At 69.1% G+C, this 15,557-nt stretch carries 16 protein-coding genes and 1 other annotated feature (1 of these 17 running past the window's edge); of the genes, 6 read left to right on the top strand and 10 right to left on the bottom strand.

Annotated features, from left to right (window positions below; translation table 11 throughout):
• Positions 1 to 24 precede the first annotated feature (24 nt).
• Positions 25 to 1,911 (top strand): ATP-binding protein, encoded by a 1,887-nt coding sequence (locus ASF31_RS07110; protein WP_055754006.1) that lies wholly within the window; start codon positions 25 to 27, stop codon positions 1,909 to 1,911.
• Here the strand turns inward: ASF31_RS07110 and ASF31_RS07105 are convergent.
• Together ASF31_RS07105 and ASF31_RS07100 are read right to left on the bottom strand one after the other, a co-directional pair.
• Positions 1,887 to 2,315: a very short patch repair endonuclease gene (locus ASF31_RS07105; RefSeq protein ID WP_055754005.1), complete on the bottom strand. Its 429-nt coding sequence runs from the start codon at positions 2,313 to 2,315 to the stop codon at positions 1,887 to 1,889. The genes ASF31_RS07110 and ASF31_RS07105 overlap by 25 nt on opposite strands.
• Before the next feature lie 51 nt (positions 2,316 to 2,366).
• Positions 2,367 to 2,852, bottom strand: a complete 486-nt coding sequence (locus ASF31_RS07100) for a peroxiredoxin (protein ID WP_055754004.1) — start codon at positions 2,850 to 2,852, stop codon at positions 2,367 to 2,369.
• Positions 2,853 to 2,981: 129 nt separating this feature from the next.
• Between ASF31_RS07100 and ASF31_RS07095 the strand changes: the two genes are divergently transcribed.
• Positions 2,982 to 3,551, top strand: a complete 570-nt coding sequence (locus ASF31_RS07095) for a YqgE/AlgH family protein (RefSeq protein ID WP_039244846.1) — start codon at positions 2,982 to 2,984, stop codon at positions 3,549 to 3,551.
• Positions 3,552 to 3,574: 23 nt separating this feature from the next.
• Here the strand turns inward: ASF31_RS07095 and ASF31_RS07090 are convergent, their stop codons facing one another.
• The 5 genes from ASF31_RS07090 to ASF31_RS07070 form a co-directional block, all read right to left on the bottom strand.
• On the bottom strand, positions 3,575 to 4,429 hold the full coding sequence (locus ASF31_RS07090; protein WP_055754003.1) for an outer membrane protein: 855 nt from the start codon (positions 4,427 to 4,429) through the stop codon (positions 3,575 to 3,577).
• A 139-nt stretch (positions 4,430 to 4,568) separates the two neighbouring features.
• On the bottom strand, positions 4,569 to 6,269 hold the full coding sequence (locus tag ASF31_RS07085) for a bifunctional protein-serine/threonine kinase/phosphatase (protein WP_055754002.1): 1,701 nt from the start codon (positions 6,267 to 6,269) through the stop codon (positions 4,569 to 4,571).
• Between the two features lie 42 nt (positions 6,270 to 6,311).
• Positions 6,312 to 7,094, bottom strand: a complete 783-nt coding sequence (locus tag ASF31_RS07080) for a sulfite exporter TauE/SafE family protein (protein WP_055754001.1) — start codon at positions 7,092 to 7,094, stop codon at positions 6,312 to 6,314.
• A gap of 4 nt (positions 7,095 to 7,098) precedes the next feature.
• A complete protein-coding gene (locus ASF31_RS07075; protein ID WP_156355950.1) occupies positions 7,099 to 7,647 on the bottom strand; it encodes a rhodanese family protein in 549 nt (182 codons plus the stop codon).
• 5 nt (positions 7,648 to 7,652) lie between these two features.
• Entirely contained in the window at positions 7,653 to 7,985 is a 333-nt protein-coding gene (locus tag ASF31_RS07070; protein ID WP_055753999.1) for a helix-turn-helix transcriptional regulator, read from the bottom strand.
• 71 nt (positions 7,986 to 8,056) lie between these two features.
• Here ASF31_RS07070 and ASF31_RS07065 point away from each other — a divergent pair, with 71 nt between their 5' ends.
• Complete coding sequence (locus ASF31_RS07065) at positions 8,057 to 8,923, top strand: MBL fold metallo-hydrolase (RefSeq protein WP_055753998.1); 867 nt, start codon at positions 8,057 to 8,059, stop codon at positions 8,921 to 8,923.
• A 3-nt stretch (positions 8,924 to 8,926) separates the two neighbouring features.
• Here ASF31_RS07065 and ASF31_RS07060 read toward each other — a convergent pair whose 3' ends face one another.
• Genes ASF31_RS07060 through ASF31_RS07050 form a run of 3 tightly spaced genes read right to left on the bottom strand, consistent with a single transcriptional unit; the run spans position 8,927 to position 11,846 of the window.
• Positions 8,927 to 10,594: a bifunctional diguanylate cyclase/phosphodiesterase gene (locus ASF31_RS07060; protein WP_055753997.1), complete on the bottom strand. Its 1,668-nt coding sequence runs from the start codon at positions 10,592 to 10,594 to the stop codon at positions 8,927 to 8,929.
• 31 nt (positions 10,595 to 10,625) lie between these two features.
• Positions 10,626 to 11,204: a GNAT family N-acetyltransferase gene (locus ASF31_RS07055; protein ID WP_055753996.1), complete on the bottom strand. Its 579-nt coding sequence runs from the start codon at positions 11,202 to 11,204 to the stop codon at positions 10,626 to 10,628.
• 36 nt (positions 11,205 to 11,240) lie between these two features.
• Positions 11,241 to 11,846, bottom strand: coding sequence for a TetR/AcrR family transcriptional regulator (locus ASF31_RS07050; RefSeq protein WP_082465065.1), 606 nt, complete (start codon positions 11,844 to 11,846; stop codon positions 11,241 to 11,243).
• 47 nt (positions 11,847 to 11,893) lie between these two features.
• On the opposite strand from ASF31_RS07050, the gene ASF31_RS07045 reads away from it, so the two are divergent.
• From ASF31_RS07045 to ASF31_RS07035, 3 genes are all read left to right on the top strand, one after another.
• A complete protein-coding gene (locus ASF31_RS07045) occupies positions 11,894 to 12,730 on the top strand; it encodes a metal-dependent hydrolase (protein WP_055753994.1) in 837 nt (278 codons plus the stop codon).
• Positions 12,731 to 12,806: 76 nt separating this feature from the next.
• The gene (locus ASF31_RS07040; protein WP_055753993.1) at positions 12,807 to 14,303 is read left to right on the top strand and encodes a DUF1800 family protein; all 1,497 of its coding nucleotides are present in this window, start codon (positions 12,807 to 12,809) and stop codon (positions 14,301 to 14,303) included.
• Entirely contained in the window at positions 14,300 to 15,481 is a 1,182-nt protein-coding gene (locus tag ASF31_RS07035; protein WP_055753992.1) for a DUF1501 domain-containing protein, read from the top strand. The genes ASF31_RS07040 and ASF31_RS07035 overlap by 4 nt, the downstream gene beginning before the upstream one ends.
• A 49-nt stretch (positions 15,482 to 15,530) precedes the next feature.
• Positions 15,531 to 15,557, top strand: a sequence feature (sul1 is cis-regulatory element that is thought to sense ions involved in sulfur or methionine metabolism; They are found in Alphaproteobacteria) (it continues 37 nt past the right edge of the window).

The raw sequence follows: 15,557 nt of genomic DNA, 5'->3' as shown, positions 1-15,557 counted from the left end.
TGCGTTCGTCATTCGAGAGCCTGAATGAAATCGACCGCTGTCGATATCGCTGAAAGCAGCTGGACCGCCGCCGTTCGCCAACGCTCGGGCGCCGCGGTGCAACGGCTCATGGCGGCGGCGGCGATCGCCCTGGTCGTGACCCCGATGGTCGGGGTGCGGTTCACCTTCGGCTGGGTCATCCTGTATATGGCGGTCCAGGCGATGGAGATGGTCGTCTATCGACCGATCCTGAAAGGTCCCGACGCGCTGTCCACGGGCCGCAAACTGGCGACCCTGGCGGTCACCTTCGTCAATTCGGCCGTCTTCTCCTCCCTCTCCCTGGTTCTCTGGTGGATCGGCGGCGCGGTTGGGGGCGTCTGCGCGGTGCTGATGCTGACCGCGGTCATGCTGACGGCGATCGTGAACGCCACCCGATGCCAGGCCGTGATGATCGCCGGCCTCACGCCCCAGGTCGGCTTCCTGCTGGCGACCCCCTTCTTTGTCTATGCGCTGCACGCCCCCGGCCCGCTGGTCATGTCGGCCGCAGCGGCCGTGGTGCTGTTCACCTTCTATGTCGCCATCACCGGTCAGCGCATGGTCGAGGCCAGCGTCACCGTCATTCGCGCCCATGCCCTGGCTGAGGAATCCCGCCTCAAGGCCGAGCGCAGCCTGGCCGACCACACCACCTTCCTGGCCGCCATCGGCCATGACCTGCGCACCCCGATCGGCGCGATCCTGGCCGGCGCCGCAGAGCTGCGTACGCCCGACGCCCAGTCGCGCAACAGCGCCAATCTGATCACCGACGCCGGCCTGATGATGAAGGCCCTGCTGGACGACTTGCTGGACCACACCCGGATCGGCGCCGGGCGGATGACGGTCGAGGCCAAGGATTTCGACCTGCGACAAATGCTAGCCCAGACCCTGATGCTGTGGCGCGGCGTCGCCGACGCCAAAGGGCTGAAGCTGCGCATCGAGGGCGCCTCCGCCATGCCGCGCCACGTCAAGGGCGACGTCATGCGCATCCGTCAGGTGCTGAACAACCTGATGTCCAACGCCATGAAGTTTACCGAGCAGGGCCAGATCACCTTGCGCGTCCAGGCCTGGCCCGAGGAGCCGTCTGGCTACGCCCTGCTGTTCGAGATCGTGGACACGGGTCCGGGCATGACGACCGATCAGCTGGCCCGCCTGTTCACCCCGTTCGACCAGACCGCCGACGGCGTCTCCGCCCGCTACGGTGGCTCGGGCCTGGGGCTGGCGATCAGCCGCAATCTGATCGACCTGATGGGCGGCCGACTGACGGTCCGCAGCGCGCCGGGTCAGGGCTCGCGCTTCACCGTCTCGCTGATCCTGCCGCGCGGAGACGAGGCGGTTCAGATCGTCGAGGTCGTCGATCAAAGCCGCCTGGACATCGCCCGCTCGCTTTCGCCCTCAGTCGCGCCCACGCCCCAGCCCGCATCCGTCGCCCCTGCGTCCCCGCTTGAGCCCGAGCAGGTCGTCGCGACGCCTGCGGTCACCGACGAGGCCGAAGACCAGCCGCTGCGCCTGCTGGTGGTGGACGACCACGACATCAACCGCCGCGCGGTGCAGCTGATCCTTCAGCCGCTGGGCTGCGAAATCACGACCGCCGCCGACGGCATGGTCGCCCTTGAACGCTGCAGTGAAGCGGTGTTCGACGTCATCTTCATGGATGTGCGCATGCCCGAGCTGGACGGGCGCGAGACGACGCGTCGGCTGCGCGCCGGCGGCGGACCCAACGCCGCCACTCCGGTCGTCGCCGTCACCGCCGACACCGCGCCCGAGGACGTCGCGGCCTGTCAGGCGGCCGGCATGGCCTATTTCGTCTCCAAGCCCCTGACGCCGCCCGCCCTGATCGGCGCCTTGCAGCACGTCCTGAACGACACCGCCGCTCAGGCCGCGACCGAGGCCGCCTGACCCCGGACGCTCGCGATCAGGCGCGCGGCGAAATCGGCCTGTCGCATCTCGCATTCCCAGACCACGACCACGCGCCAGCCTGACGCCTCCAGCGCCTGAACAGCGGCGGCGTCGCGCGCGCGGTTGCGGTCGATCTTGGCGATCCAGTAGTCGGCGTTGGTCTTGGGCTGGCGTGATCCACGGGCGCAATCATGCCCGTGCCAGAAGCAGCCGTGGACGAACAGGGCGACCTTGCGGCCCTTCATCACCACATCCGGGCGGCCCGACAGACCCACGCCGCCCAGCCGATAGCCGATCCCGGCCGCACGCAGGATCCTGCGCACGGCCAGTTCCGGCGACGTGTCCCGCCCCTTCACGCGACGCATCACGGCGCTGCGCTTCTCGGGGCTGAACACATCCGTCATCAACGTCGATCCGGGCTCAAGCAGCGAAGCGATAGCCTGGATCGACAAACATCAGAGCTGCGCCAGCAGATGCTCGGCGGAGGACACCTTGAACTCGCCGCCCTGTTCGATGTTCAACTGCTCGACCACGCCGTCCTTGACCAGCATCGAATAGCGCTGCGAGCGCTCGCCAAGGCCAAAACCCGAACCGTCCAGCACCAGACCCAGGGCGCGGGTCAGTTCGCCGTTGCCGTCCGCCAGCATGACGATGCTGTCGTCGGTGATGCCCTGGCTTTCAGCCCAGGCCTTCATGACGAAGGCGTCGTTGACCGAGATGCAGGCGACCGTATCCACGCCCTTGCCCTGGATGTCGGCCAGATGATCCTTGAAGCCCGGCAGGTGGCGTGCCGAGCAGGTGGGGGTGAAGGCGCCAGGCACGGCGAACAGGGCCACGGTCTTGCCGGCGAAGATGTCGTCGGTGATGACGGGCTTGGGGCCCTCGGCGGTCGCTTGGGCGAGGGTTGCGTTCGGGATGCGATCGCCGATCTGAATGGTCATGTCTGTCTCGCTGAGGTTTAAGGCCGGCGCGTTTGAACGGCCGTGTGCGACACATAGACACCACGGGCGACACCGCAAGCGCCGGTTCGGCTTGCTTGCGCCGCTTTCCGGACGGATGATGCCAGGATCATGAGCCAAGCCTCCACCCTGACCGGCCGACTGCTGGTCGCCATGCCCGGGATCGACGACGCCCGGTTCGAACACGCCGTCATCCTGATCTGCGCCCACGGGCCGGATCACGCCATGGGCCTGCGGCTGGATCGACCGGCGCCGGGGGTGGATCTCAAGACGGTTCTGGACAAGCTGGACGCGCCGGCGCCCGATCAATCCATCGGCCGCGCGGTCCTGATGGGCGGACCGGTCGAGCGCGAACGCGGCTTCGTGCTGCATACCGACGACTGGACGGTGGGCGACGACACCCTGGCCTTCGGCGACGGTCTGGCGATGACCGGCACGCGCGAGGCGCTGGCCGCCATGACCGACGAGGTCGCCGGTCCGCGCCGCTCGGCCCTGCTGCTGGGCTACGCCGGCTGGGGCGAGGGTCAGTTGGAGGAAGAGCTGGCCGACAACGTCTGGCTGACCGCCGACGCCGATCTGGATCTGATTTTCGACGGCGAACACACGTCGAAATGGACACGCGCCCTCGCCCAGTTGGGCGTGGACGCGGCCATGCTGTCGAGCCAGGGCGGCCGGGCCTGAAGCCAGACCGCCCCGCTTGACGACTAGAAGCGGTAGTTCATGCCGATGCGGAACATGTGCGTTCCGAACTTTCCGTTGCTGCGGATCATGTCGGTGCCCGTGGTGTTCGGAGCCGAGATGAACGGGTTGGCGGCCGGGGTCGTGCCGGTGTTGCCGACGCGGATCACCGGGCTGTCGACGTCCAGCGAGGTGTAGAGGTATTCGCCGTTGACCGTCAGGCCGCGACCCAGGGCGTATTCCACGCCGCCGCCGGCCTGCCAGCCGTCGCCGTCATCGCCTTCGCTTGTTTCGGTGAAGCTGTTGGCCTGGTTCGAGGTTCGGAACTTGTTTTCGAACTTGCCATAGGCGTAGCCGCCGGTGCCGTAGATCAGGGCCGGACCGGCTGCATAGCCCAGTTTCAGGCGAGCGGCTGCGGTGCTCTCCAGCTCACGCGTGAAGGTGTAGAAGGCCGGGGTGGTCGAGAAGCCGGTCACCGAATCCTGGACATTGTTGACGCTGTATTCCGCCAGGGCGCCGACGACGAAGTTGCCGAACTGCATGTCGTAACCGGCGCGGACGCCCGCTTCGACGCCGTCGTTGTCGTCACGGCAGCCCGTGGTGGGAACGGTGCTGGTCGCCGTGCCACCGCAGAAGCCGGGGGTGAAGGCGTTTATTCCGACAGTGGCGGGGGCGACGGGCGTGGTCGTGACCTGATCGCCGTAGCGGCCATCCAGATTGCGGTCAAAACCGAGGTTTTCGTCGCCGTCGTCGTTCGACTGGTTGTAGCCGCCGAAGATGCCGATGTAGGGGCCGGACCAGTCGGGGGCGACGGACTGGGCTAGTGCGGGGGTGGAAACCATGGCCAGGGCCAGGGCGCTGGAAGCGAGGGTCTTGATCATTTGGGGGAGGCTTTCGTGCCGAAAGTGCGGGCGCGACATCCCCGCTCGGGGTCACAAAAGCCGAAGGCGGCCACAGGTTCCGCGACCTCGCGCCGCCAAATGTCGCACATCCAATGGCGCAGGTTGAACGTAGGCCTGCCTAACGCGTCGCCATCGACACCAGAAACGCGATCAGCAAAACCAGACTGACGCCCTGCCAGAACCGCACCGGATCGCGCTCGATCAGAGACAGCTGGCGGGGCGGCGGGGCGGCGACGGCGCTGCCGGTCTCCAGCACATGGATCAGTTCCTCGACATCCTCGAACCGCTCGTTCGGATCGACGGCGACGGCGCGCATAATGGCCGCCTCCAGCCAGGCGGGCATGTCCGGGCGGTGTCGTGTCGGCGGTGCGGGCGCCCGGTCGAAGCGCGGCGCATCGGCCGGATCCACCTCGCCCCACGGATAGGTGCGCGTGAACAGGCGATACAGCGTCACCCCCAGGGCGAACTGGTCCGTGGCGGCGTTCCCGCTCTCGCCCGCATACATTTCCGGCGCCTTGTAACCGGCGGTGCCCGGCGCCTCGGCCTCGGCGAACTCCTCGGCCAGCCGCAGGCGCGCGACGCCCAAGTCGACCAGTTTCAACCCGCCCTGTGTCTCCAGGATCACATTGTCCGGCTTGATATCACGGTGCGTCACCCCTGCGCGGTGCAGGGCCGAAACCGCGCGCGACAGCCGCAGGGCCACGCCGATCCCCTCGCCGATCTCGAACGGCCCTTCTTGGGCCAACCGCGCATGCAGGGTCTGACCGGCATGGAAGGGCTGGGCGATATAGAGGCGGCTCTGCCGACCCGCGTCCAGGCTCAGCACCTTGCCGACGAAGGGGCTGTCGATGCGCCGCCCGATGAAGGCTTCGCGCAGGAAGGCGGTACGGGCGCCGCGCTCGGACACCACGGCGGGCTTGGGAAACTTCAGCACCACCGGCCCGCCGTCGCCCAGCGTATCCTTCGCCAGGAACAGGGTCGTGTAGCGCCCGTCCGCCACGACCCGCTGAAGCGCGAACCCGTCGACGTTGTCGCCGACGGCAGGCGGCGGCAGGATGGTCAGCCCTTCCGCCTCGGCCGTGATCGCCTCCCAGTCGGGGGCACCCGTGCGGACCACGTCGATGACGATTGCCGTGGCGTTGTCGCGCGGCCCCGCCGCCTCGACCTCGGCCAGGATCGCCCTGGCGTCCGCATCGGGCGAACTGCGCCGGCCCAACAGGCCCGCGATCACCGCATCGGCCAGCACCCCATGCACCCCGTCAGTGGTCAACAGCAGCCGGTCGTGCGGCTCCAGCCGCACTTGCCGCACATCCAGCTTCACATCCGCCTCGATGCCGACGGCGCGGTACAGCACATGGCTCAGCCCCTGCTGGGCGCGCGTATGGTCCTCGGTCAGCCGCGTCAGCACCCCGTCGCGGAAATGCCAGGCCCGGCTGTCGCCCACATGCAGGGCCGTCGCCTCACGCCCGCGCAGGATCACCGCCGTGAATGTGGTCGCCGCCCCCTCCATGGCCGGATCGATCTTGCCGCGCGAATGGAGCCAGCGGTTGAAGCCCCTCAGCGCCTTGATCCCGTTGGCGGCGATGCCGTTCAGCGGGTTCTGATCCAGATAGCCGTCGATGAAGCTGCGCGTCGTCAGCTCCGCCGCCATCCGCCCCGCCTTCGACCCCGACACCCCGTCGGCGATCGCCGCCACCACACCGTGTTCGCGCTGCTCGGCCGCCGTGCCGATATGGACGCCGCCGAAATCCTGATTATCCGCCTTGGGCCCCTGTAAGGTCGCAAAGCCGGCGGCGATCTCCAGTCTGGCGTCGGTCATGGGCGGAACTGTCGTCGAAAGACGGCCCGCTGAACAGAGGTCTCAGAGCGCCAGAAGGGCGCGCACCGCGACATAGGCGGCGACCACCAGGATCAGACCCGCAAACAGGATGCGCCCAAGCCTGGCGTTCGTCCCCAGCCGACGCGCCAGCGGCAGACCCGCCGCCGTCCCGGCGACCCCGCCGACCGCCATGGCGGCGACCAGGCCCGGATCGACCCAGCCCGACAGCGCATAGTTGCCCGCCGTCGTCGCCCCGAATGCGACGACGCTGAGCAAAGACGTCGCCTGGGCGGTCGCCAAGCTCATGCCCGTCGACGCCATCAGGCCGGGCACGATCAGAAAGCCGCCGCCGATGCCGAAGAAGCCTGCGGCCGAGCCGACGCCGGCGCCCGCCATGCTGACGCGCGGCGACATCGACCAATTCAGCCTGGGCTCGACGCGAGCGATCGCCGCCTTGGGACGCAGCATCGTTACGCCCACCGCCGCCATGGCCACAGCGAAGATCAGCAGCAACTTATGGCCGTCTATCATCTTGGCCAGGGACGATCCGAACCAGGCCCCGGCCGCACCGGTGATGGCGAACAGGGTGGCGCAGGGCCAGCGCACCCGCCCTGCCCTGGCGTGACCGGCCAGAGCCGTCAGGGCGTTCAGCGCCACGCCCGCCGCCGACACGCCGATGGCGACGTGGGGATCGGCGACGCCGACGACATACAGCAGCAGCGGCAGGGCCAGAACCGACCCGCCGCCGCCGAACAGGGTCAGCAGCAGGGCGACGACGCCGCCGCTGAAGGCGGTCAGGACCAGCGGGGTCAGTTCGGTCGTCATCGGCTCACGCCGCTCTCGTCTCGGGCCGGGTCGCGGTTTTGTTCCAGGGCATGACGGCCAGCAGCCGCGCCATGCCGCAAAAGCCCGTCGCGCCTGCGAAGAACAGGCCCGCGCCGACGAAGGCGGACAGACCCCAGAAGGCCGGATGCACCAGCAGGCCCAGCGCTGCGCCGATCAGGATCAGGCCGCCCGCGACCATCTGCACCTGACGCATCAGTTCGATCGGCTTTGAGCGGTCGGCGTGGGTGGCCAGGCCCTGCGCCTTCCACGCGTCCAGCCCGCCTTCCAGGACAAAGGCTTGCCCCGTCGTCTTGGCCGCCAGGCGGTCGCAGTTGACGCCCGTCCGATTGCCGGTTCGGCAGGTGAAGATGACGTCGCGCCCGTCGATGCCCGCCGGCGTGAAGGCGTCTAAGGCCGACAGCGGCGCATGGACGGCGCCGATGACATGCTCTCTTGCGAACTCGTCGGGCTCGCGAATGTCGATCAGCACGGCCGTGTTCTGCTTCAGCCGATGCGAAACCTCGGCGGGGGACAGGGGGGTCAGGACGCTCATGGGGATCATGCCTTTTCGGAGGAAACAGGGGGACAGTAGATTTCGGCCAGCACGGCGATGACCTTCAGGACGGCCGGATCGGCGATGCGGTAGAAGATAGTCGTGCCGTCCCGACGCGTGCTTACCAGCGCCTCGTCGCGCAGCTTGGCCAGGTGCTGGGACAGGGCCGATTGCGACAGGCCGACTTGAGGCAGCAGCTGGCCGACGGACATCTCGCCGTCGCCCAACTGGCACAGGATCATCAGCCGCTTCTCGTTGGACAGGGCGCGCAGCAACGCCGCCGCCTCTCCCGCGCTGGCCTGGAATCGCTCAAGTCCGATGGTCTGAAGGTCGATCATGGCGCGCAATATATTCGAGGTTGCTAAATAAGCAATACCTAATATATTGGATGGCGAAGGAGCATTCACGCATGACCCAACCCCCCGATGTTCGCGGCTTTTTCGATCCCGCGACCCACACCGTCACCTATCTGGTCAGCGACCCCGCGACGGGTCAGGCGGCGATCATCGACCCCGTCCTGGACTTCGACGCGCCTTCGGCCCGCACCTCGACGCGGTCGATCGACGCCGTCATGGCGGCGCTGCGGTCATCGGGCCTGACCTTGGCTCTGGTTCTCGAAACCCATGCCCACGCCGACCACCTGACGGCGGCGGCCCACCTGCGTGCGATGACGGGCGTGTCGATCGGCATCGGCGGGCGGATCACCCAGGTTCAGTCGGCCTTCGGCCCCCTGTTCGGCGCCGACGACGTGCGCCCGGACGGCGCGGTGTTCGATCATCTCTATGCGGACGGCGACGCCTTCGCCCTTGGCGATCTGACCGTCGAGGTGATCCAAACGCCCGGCCACACTCCCGCCTGCGTCAGCTACCGGATCGGCGATGCGGTCTTCACCGGCGACACCCTGTTCATGCCCGACTACGGCACGGCGCGAACGGACTTCCCCGGCGGCGACGCCCGGACCCTGTATCGCTCGATCCAGCGCCTGCTGGGCCTGCCGGATGAGACCCGCATCTTCGTCGGCCACGACTATCTGCCCCAGGGCCGCACCGACTACCGGTTCGAGACCACCGTCGTCGAACAGCGGGCGCACAACATCCACATCGGCGGCGGCGTATCGGAGGACGCCTTCGTCGCCATGCGGGAGGCCCGCGACGCAACGCTAGGCGCGCCACAACTGATCCTGCCCTCGCTTCAGGTCAACATCCGCGCAGGCGACCTGCCGCCCCCGGACGCCAACGGCCAGCGCTACCTGCGCCTGCCGCTAAACGCGATCTGAGCCTTACGCCGAGCGCTGCTTCAGCGGCGCGGTGCCGTCCGCCAGGCTTTCGGCCAGATAGACCTCGGCCTCCTGCGCCGGCAGGGCGGGGGCATAGCCGAAGCCCTGGCCGTAGTGGCATTGGGCGTCCAGCAGCAGGCGGGCCAGTTCGGCGTTCTCCACGCCCTCGGCGACGACTTCCAGCGACAGGTCGCGGCCCAGATTGACCACCGACTTGACGATCTTGGCCGAGCCCTCGTCCTTGTTCATCGTCAGCACGAAATAGCGGTCGATCTTCAGCGTATCGAACGGCAGGCGCGCCAGATAGGACAGGGACGAGAAGCCGGTGCCGAAATCGTCCAGCGCCAGCGAGGCCCCGACGTCCTTCAGCGATTGCAGCACCTCGGCGGCGCGCGCGGTGTCGCGCATGATGTCGCCCTCGGTGACTTCCAGCTTCAGCGCGCCCTTGGGCAGGCCGGTCTCCTTAATGATGCGCGCCACGTCCTCGCACAAGTGCGGGCGCTCGATCTCGCCAACCGAAAGGTTGACGCTGCAGAACAGCTTGCCGGCCAGCGGATGGCGTTCGATCCATTCGGCCAGCTGCCTCGCCGACTGGGTCATCATCAGCAGGCCCAGGTCGTTCATCATGCCCAGGTCGGCGGTCAGGCCAAGGAACTCGTCCGGCGGCACCAGACCCCGGCGCGGGTGACGCCAGCGCGCCAGGGCCTCGAAACCGGCGACGGCCCCGGTGTTCAGGTTTACGATGGGCTGGAAGAAGGGCACGATCTCGCCGCGCACGAAGGCGTTCCTCAGATCCGCCTCCAGCGCCAGACGGCTCAAGCTGTCGCTTTCCAGCGCCCGGCCATAGGCGGCCGATCCGCCGCGCCCGGCGCCCTTGGCCGATTCCACCGCCAGCTCGACCCGGCGCAACAGTTCGGCGGCATCGGGCGCATCCGGCCCGCCCTCCACCATCACCGCGCCTATGGAGACGGTCGGATAGATGTCGAAGCCCGCGACCCGCAGCGGCTGTTCCAGCGCGTCGCGCACGCGGTAGCTGGTGTGGGAGGCGGTCTTGGGGACGATGATGGCGAACTCGTCCTCGCCGATCCGCGCGGCCGAGGCGTCCTTGTTGAAGGCGGCGGCCAGACGCGAACCCAGGGCCGACAGCACAAGGTCGGTCCGCTCATGCCCCAGCGCCTCGTTCAGGCGCCGCAGCCGGTCCACGTCGCCGACCACGATCTCGTATTCGCCGGGCTGGGTCAGCACCTCGCTGACGCGGGCCAAAAAGGCGCGACGATCCAGAAGGCCCGTCAGGGTGTCGCGGTCCGATCCGGCGAACTTGGTCTCCAGCGCCACGACGCCGGCGGCGCGCAGGCCGTCCTCCAGCCAGACACCGCGCCACAGACAGGTCTCGGACCCGCGCATGCGAAGACGCACGGCGATCTCGGCGCCCTCGTCCTGGGGTTTGAGCATCCGCTCGGCTAAACCGCGATCCTGCGGCATGGCCAGGGCCACGAATCCGGCGGCCGTGCATTCCGGCGCCAGCGGTCCCAGGCCCAGCGATCGCGTAGCCCCGGTGAACCGCAGCTCGTCCGTCGCCGGGGTCCAGACCCACAGGGCCGTCTCGGCGGCGGCCAGCGCCTCGATGGCGGTCGTGGCGTCCCAGGCCAGCGATCGGGATCGTGGTGTCACGCGTCTCGCCCTTCCAGACGGCCCCCGGCCGTCAACGCTCGTCCTCGACCAGGCCGAACAACAAATGGTCTGCCCACTCGCCGTTAATTTTCAAATAAGCGCGAGCCCGACCTTCGTTGCGAAAGCCGGATTTCTCCAGCACCCGTCGCGACCCGTGGTTGGTGGGCAGACAGGCCGCCTCCAGCCGGTGCAGCTTCAGCTTGTCGAACGCGTATCCGGCCACGGCCCGAACGCCCGCCGTCGCCACGCCCTGACCGGAAAACGGCTGACCGATCCAGTAGCCCAGCGTCCCCGTCTCGGCGACGCCGCGCCGCACGTTCGACAGGGTCACCGCCCCCGCCAGGGTCTTGCCGTCCTGAACGAAGACGAAGAAGGGCCAGGCGTTGCCCAGCTCCATCTCGCGCGCATAGATCGACAGCCGGCGCCGGAAGGCCGCCTTGGTCAGGTCGTCCTCGGGCCAGGCCGGCTCCCACGGTTGCAGATAGTCGCGCGAGCCGTCGCGCAGCGTGGACCAGGCGGCGTAATCGGCGGCACGCGGCGAACGCAGCAGCACGCCGTCCCCCCGGATCACGGGGCCGGCCACATCGCTCATCCAGTCCAGAAGCGCCATCGATGGGACTATAGCATCAAGATTCTGCTCTGAACCTTACGGTTCGGCCAAAAGTGTCGCGGTCAGCTTCAGCGCCAGATCGCGTCCCAGTCCCTCGGGCGCGCCCAGCATCGGCGTCAGGATGTCCCCGATCAGCCCCTCGGCGAAGGCCATATAGGCCGCCGTCACCACCAGGGCTTTGGCCCGCTCGGCCGCCTTGGGATCATCGGGCGCCATGGCCGCCAGCCGCTCGGCCAGATCGCGCACCACCTCGGCGAAGCTTTCCGCCCGGCCCTGCTCGCGCGCCAGCGCCAACCAGGCGGCCATCTGAGAGGCCCCGCCCGGCCCGAAAGCGTCGAACACGACGCTCATCAGCCGCCCCGGCTCGACGCCGTCGCGCCCTTCTCCCATGCCCTCGTTCAGGCCGGCCTCGATCCGCTGCGCTAGATCGCGCACCATCGCATCCATCAGAGCGCCCTGAAGCCCGGCCGCCGAGCCGAAATGATGGATCAGATTGGCGTGACCCACGCCCATCCGCTCGCCCACCGCCTTCAGCGTCACCGCCGCCGGCCCGCCCGACAGCAACAGGTCGCGCGCCGCCTCCAGCGCCTCTTCGCGCGCCACCGCCCCGCGCCGTCGCTTTACCGGACCATTAGTTGACATTGATGTCAGTTAACTCCATCCTCCGCTCGAAATCGAGGAGCAGAACCATGGCGAAATCCGCCACCCCCGCCGACCTCCAGATCAAGCCGCGCGACCTGCATATCGACCGCGAGGCTCCGACGCCACGCTGGTGGCTGAACGGCGACCCGTTCGGCACCGCCGTGATGAACGCGCTCAGCCTGACCTTCCCCGACGGCGAGCGGTTCTTCATCCAGTCGGTCAAGCGGTTCGCCAAGGACGCGCCCCCGGCTCTGGCCGCCGACATCCGCGCCTTCACGGTTCAGGAGGGCGCCCACACCCGCGAACACATGGCCTTCAACGCCATCACCGAACGCGCCGGCTACGACACCGCCGAGATCGAGGCCTATGTCACCACCCGTCTCGACATCGCCCGCGCCCGTCCGGCCCTGGCCCAGTTGGCGGCGACCATGGCGCTGGAGCATTTCACCGCCGCCTTCGCCCATCGGCTGCTGGCCGATCCGGAGCTGCTGAAGGGCTCGCCCCACGACCTGGCTCGCCTTTGGCGCTGGCACTCCATCGAGGAGATCGAGCACAAGGGCGTGGCCTACGACGTCTTCCTGCACGCGACCCGGGACCTCAGTCCGCTGAAGCGCTGGCGCATCCGACGCTGGGCCATGTTCCTGACGACGCTGCTGTTCACCCGCACGGTGCGCGAGACGACCTTCATGCTGCTGAAGCAGGACGGCATCGTCGGCTGGCGCGCGCGTCTGGGCCTGTTCCGCTGGCTGTGGCTGAAGCCAGGTCTGTATCGCCGGATGATCGGCGACTACCTGGCCTTCTACAAACCCGACTTCCACCCGTGGCAGGTCGATGACCGCGACCTGATCGCGGACGCGGAGGCCGGCCTGGCCCAACCGGCCTGACTCTCAAATCCGACCCCGCGACGGAGTTCTCGCCCAAAGGCGTTACAGTGTGCGGGGGACGGACGAGGAGAAGGCCATGGCTTCATCACCGACCGACGCCGCCGTCGCCTTGTCCCGCCTGGGTTTGGGCGCCCGGCCGGGCGAGATCGACCGCGTCGCCGCCGATCCGCGCGGCTGGGCCATGGGCCAGATTCGACCCCAGGGCGCGCCCCAGCCGTCCGGCCAGTTCACCGACACCGCCGAACGAGTCGCCCAATATATCGACTATCAGAGCGAAGCTGGCTTGGTCCGCCGCGACCGACGCGCCGCCGCTCCGGCGATGGCCGAGTCCGCACCCTCCCCTGCCCCCGCTCCCGGTATGCCGGACGCCGCCGATCCGCAGGCCGTCGCCCGGCGCGAAGCCCGTCAGGACGCCCGCCGCGACATCACTCAGGACACGGCGCAGGAGTTCCTGGCCCGCGCCCAGCTCGGCGCGACCACCGACGACGGCTTCGCCGAGCGCTGGGCCCTGTTCTGGTCGAACGCCCTGACCGTCTCGGCCGCCAAGTTCGCCAGCGGCGCCTTCGTCGGCCAGTATGAGCGCGAGGCCATCCGCCCCCACGTCTTCGGCCGGTTCGAGGATCTGGTCCTGGCCGCCGAACAGCATCCCGCCATGCTTCTGTATCTGGACCAAGCCCGCTCGGTCGGTCCCGACAGCATGGCCGGCGCCCGCCGCAACGCCGGGCTGAACGAGAACCTGGCCCGCGAGATGATGGAGTTGCACACCGTCGGCGCCGACGGCGGCTATACGCAGGGCGACGTCACCGAACTGGCCCGCGCCCTGACCGGCTGGTCGATCCCCACCGCCCGCGACCAGCGTCAGCCCAGTCGCCCTCAGCGAGCCCGCAGGATGGCCGCCCAGGCCGAGCCCGGTCCCGACGGCTTTGTCTTCCGCGCCAATGTCCACGAACCCGGCGCCCGCACGGTGATGGGCAAGACCTATCCCGCGGCGGGCCTGGCCCAGGGGCAGGCCATCCTGCGCGACCTCGCCCGGCATCCGGCGACGGCCAAACGTCTGTCGCGCCGCCTCGCCGCCCATTTCGTCGCCGACGATCCGTCGCCCGCCCTGGTCGCCCGGCTGGAAGCGGCGTGGACCGGCTCCGGCGGCGATCTGGCCCAGGTCGCCCGCGCCCTGGTCGACGCGCCCGAGACCTGGACGCCCCAGCCCGCCAAGGTCAAGACGCCCTACGACTTCATCGTATCGACCCATCGCGCGCTGGGAACCCGGCCTCAGCGGATCCAGCCGTTACGCCAGGCCCTGCTCGACATGGGCCAGCCGCCGTTCGCGCCCCCGTCGCCCGAGGGCTGGCCCGACACGGCCGCCGACTGGGCCGGTCCCGACGCCCTGGTCAAACGGCTGAACTGGTCGCGCACCGCCGCCGATCTGGCCCAGGCGGCCGACCCGGACGCGGTCGCCGCCGCCGCCCTCGGCCCGCGCCTCGGCGAACGCACGCGGCTCGCCGTCGCCCGCGCCGAAAGCAGGCCCGAGGCCCTCACCCTTCTGTTCATGTCGCCGGAGTTCCAACGCCGATGACCGCCCTCGATATGAACCGCCGCCATCTGCTGGCCGCCGCCTCGGCCGGGGTCGGCCTCGCCTTCGCCGGCCGCGTCGCCGCCCAGACCAACGGACCGGCCAACAAGCTGGTCGTCGTCATCGCGCGCGGCGCCATGGACGGCCTGTCCGTCACCGTCCCCTATGGCGACCCAAACTACGTCCCCTTGCGTGGCGGCCTGGCCATCCCCGCCCCCGGCGAGGCGAACGGCGCCCTGACGCTGGGCGAAGGCTTCGGCCTGCATCCGGCGCTGGCCGGCCTGCATGACCTGTATGGCCAAGGCCAGATGCGGTTCGCCCCGGCCGTCGCCCTGCCGGTCCGCATCCGCTCCCATTTCGACGCCCAGGACGTGCTGGAGAACGGCGGCGAAGGTCTGCGCCAGCAATCCGACGGCTGGCTGAACCGCGCCATCGTCGCGGCGGGCGGCGCGTCGCTGAAGGGCCTGTCGATCGGCGCCCAGACGCCGTTGATCCTGCGCGGCGACGCCCCCGTGTCCAGCTGGGCGCCGGGCGGTCAGGTGCGCGGCGGCGACCGCATCGCCTCCCTGCTGCAGGATCTCTATGTCGAGGATCCGATGCTAGGCCAGAACCTGGCGCGGGGTCTCGCGACCGAGCAGCTGGTCAGCATGGAGGGCGGCGACCAACGCCTGCGTCGCAACGACGTCCAGGGCCTGGGCCAGGCCGTCGCCAAGCTGATGAACGGACCGGAGGGCGCCGACATCGTCGCCGTCTCTCTGGACGGCTGGGACACCCATGCGGGCCAGCGCGCGCAGCTTCAGACGCGGCTGACCGGCCTGGATCAACTGGTCACGGGTCTGAAAGACGGGCTGGGCGAAACATGGTCTCGCACGGTGGTCGTCGTCGCCACCGAGTTCGGCCGCACCGCCCGCGCCAACGGCACGCAAGGGACGGATCACGGCACCGGCTCCTCTCTGTTGCTGGCGGGCGGGGCGATCAAGCGCGGCGGCCCCATCGGCGACTGGCCGACCCTGACCGACAACCGCCTGTTCGAGAACCGCGACCTGGCGCCGACGATGGACATCCGTTCGGTGTTCAAGGGCGTGCTGCGCGATCATATGGGCGTCGACCGCGCCGCCCTGGACGGCCGCGTCTTCCCCGGCAGCGCCGTCGAGGCGCCGGTGATTGAGGGTCTCGTCTAGCCGCCACGCTTGCTTTTCGCGGCGCAACGCCGCATCAGGACGCCATCACCTTGGACCCGGCCCTGTTCGCAGGCGA

Source organism: Brevundimonas sp. Leaf280, assembly GCF_001422455.1.
GTDB lineage: Bacteria > Pseudomonadota > Alphaproteobacteria > Caulobacterales > Caulobacteraceae > Brevundimonas.
This window is presented reverse-complemented; position numbering and strand designations above follow the sequence as displayed.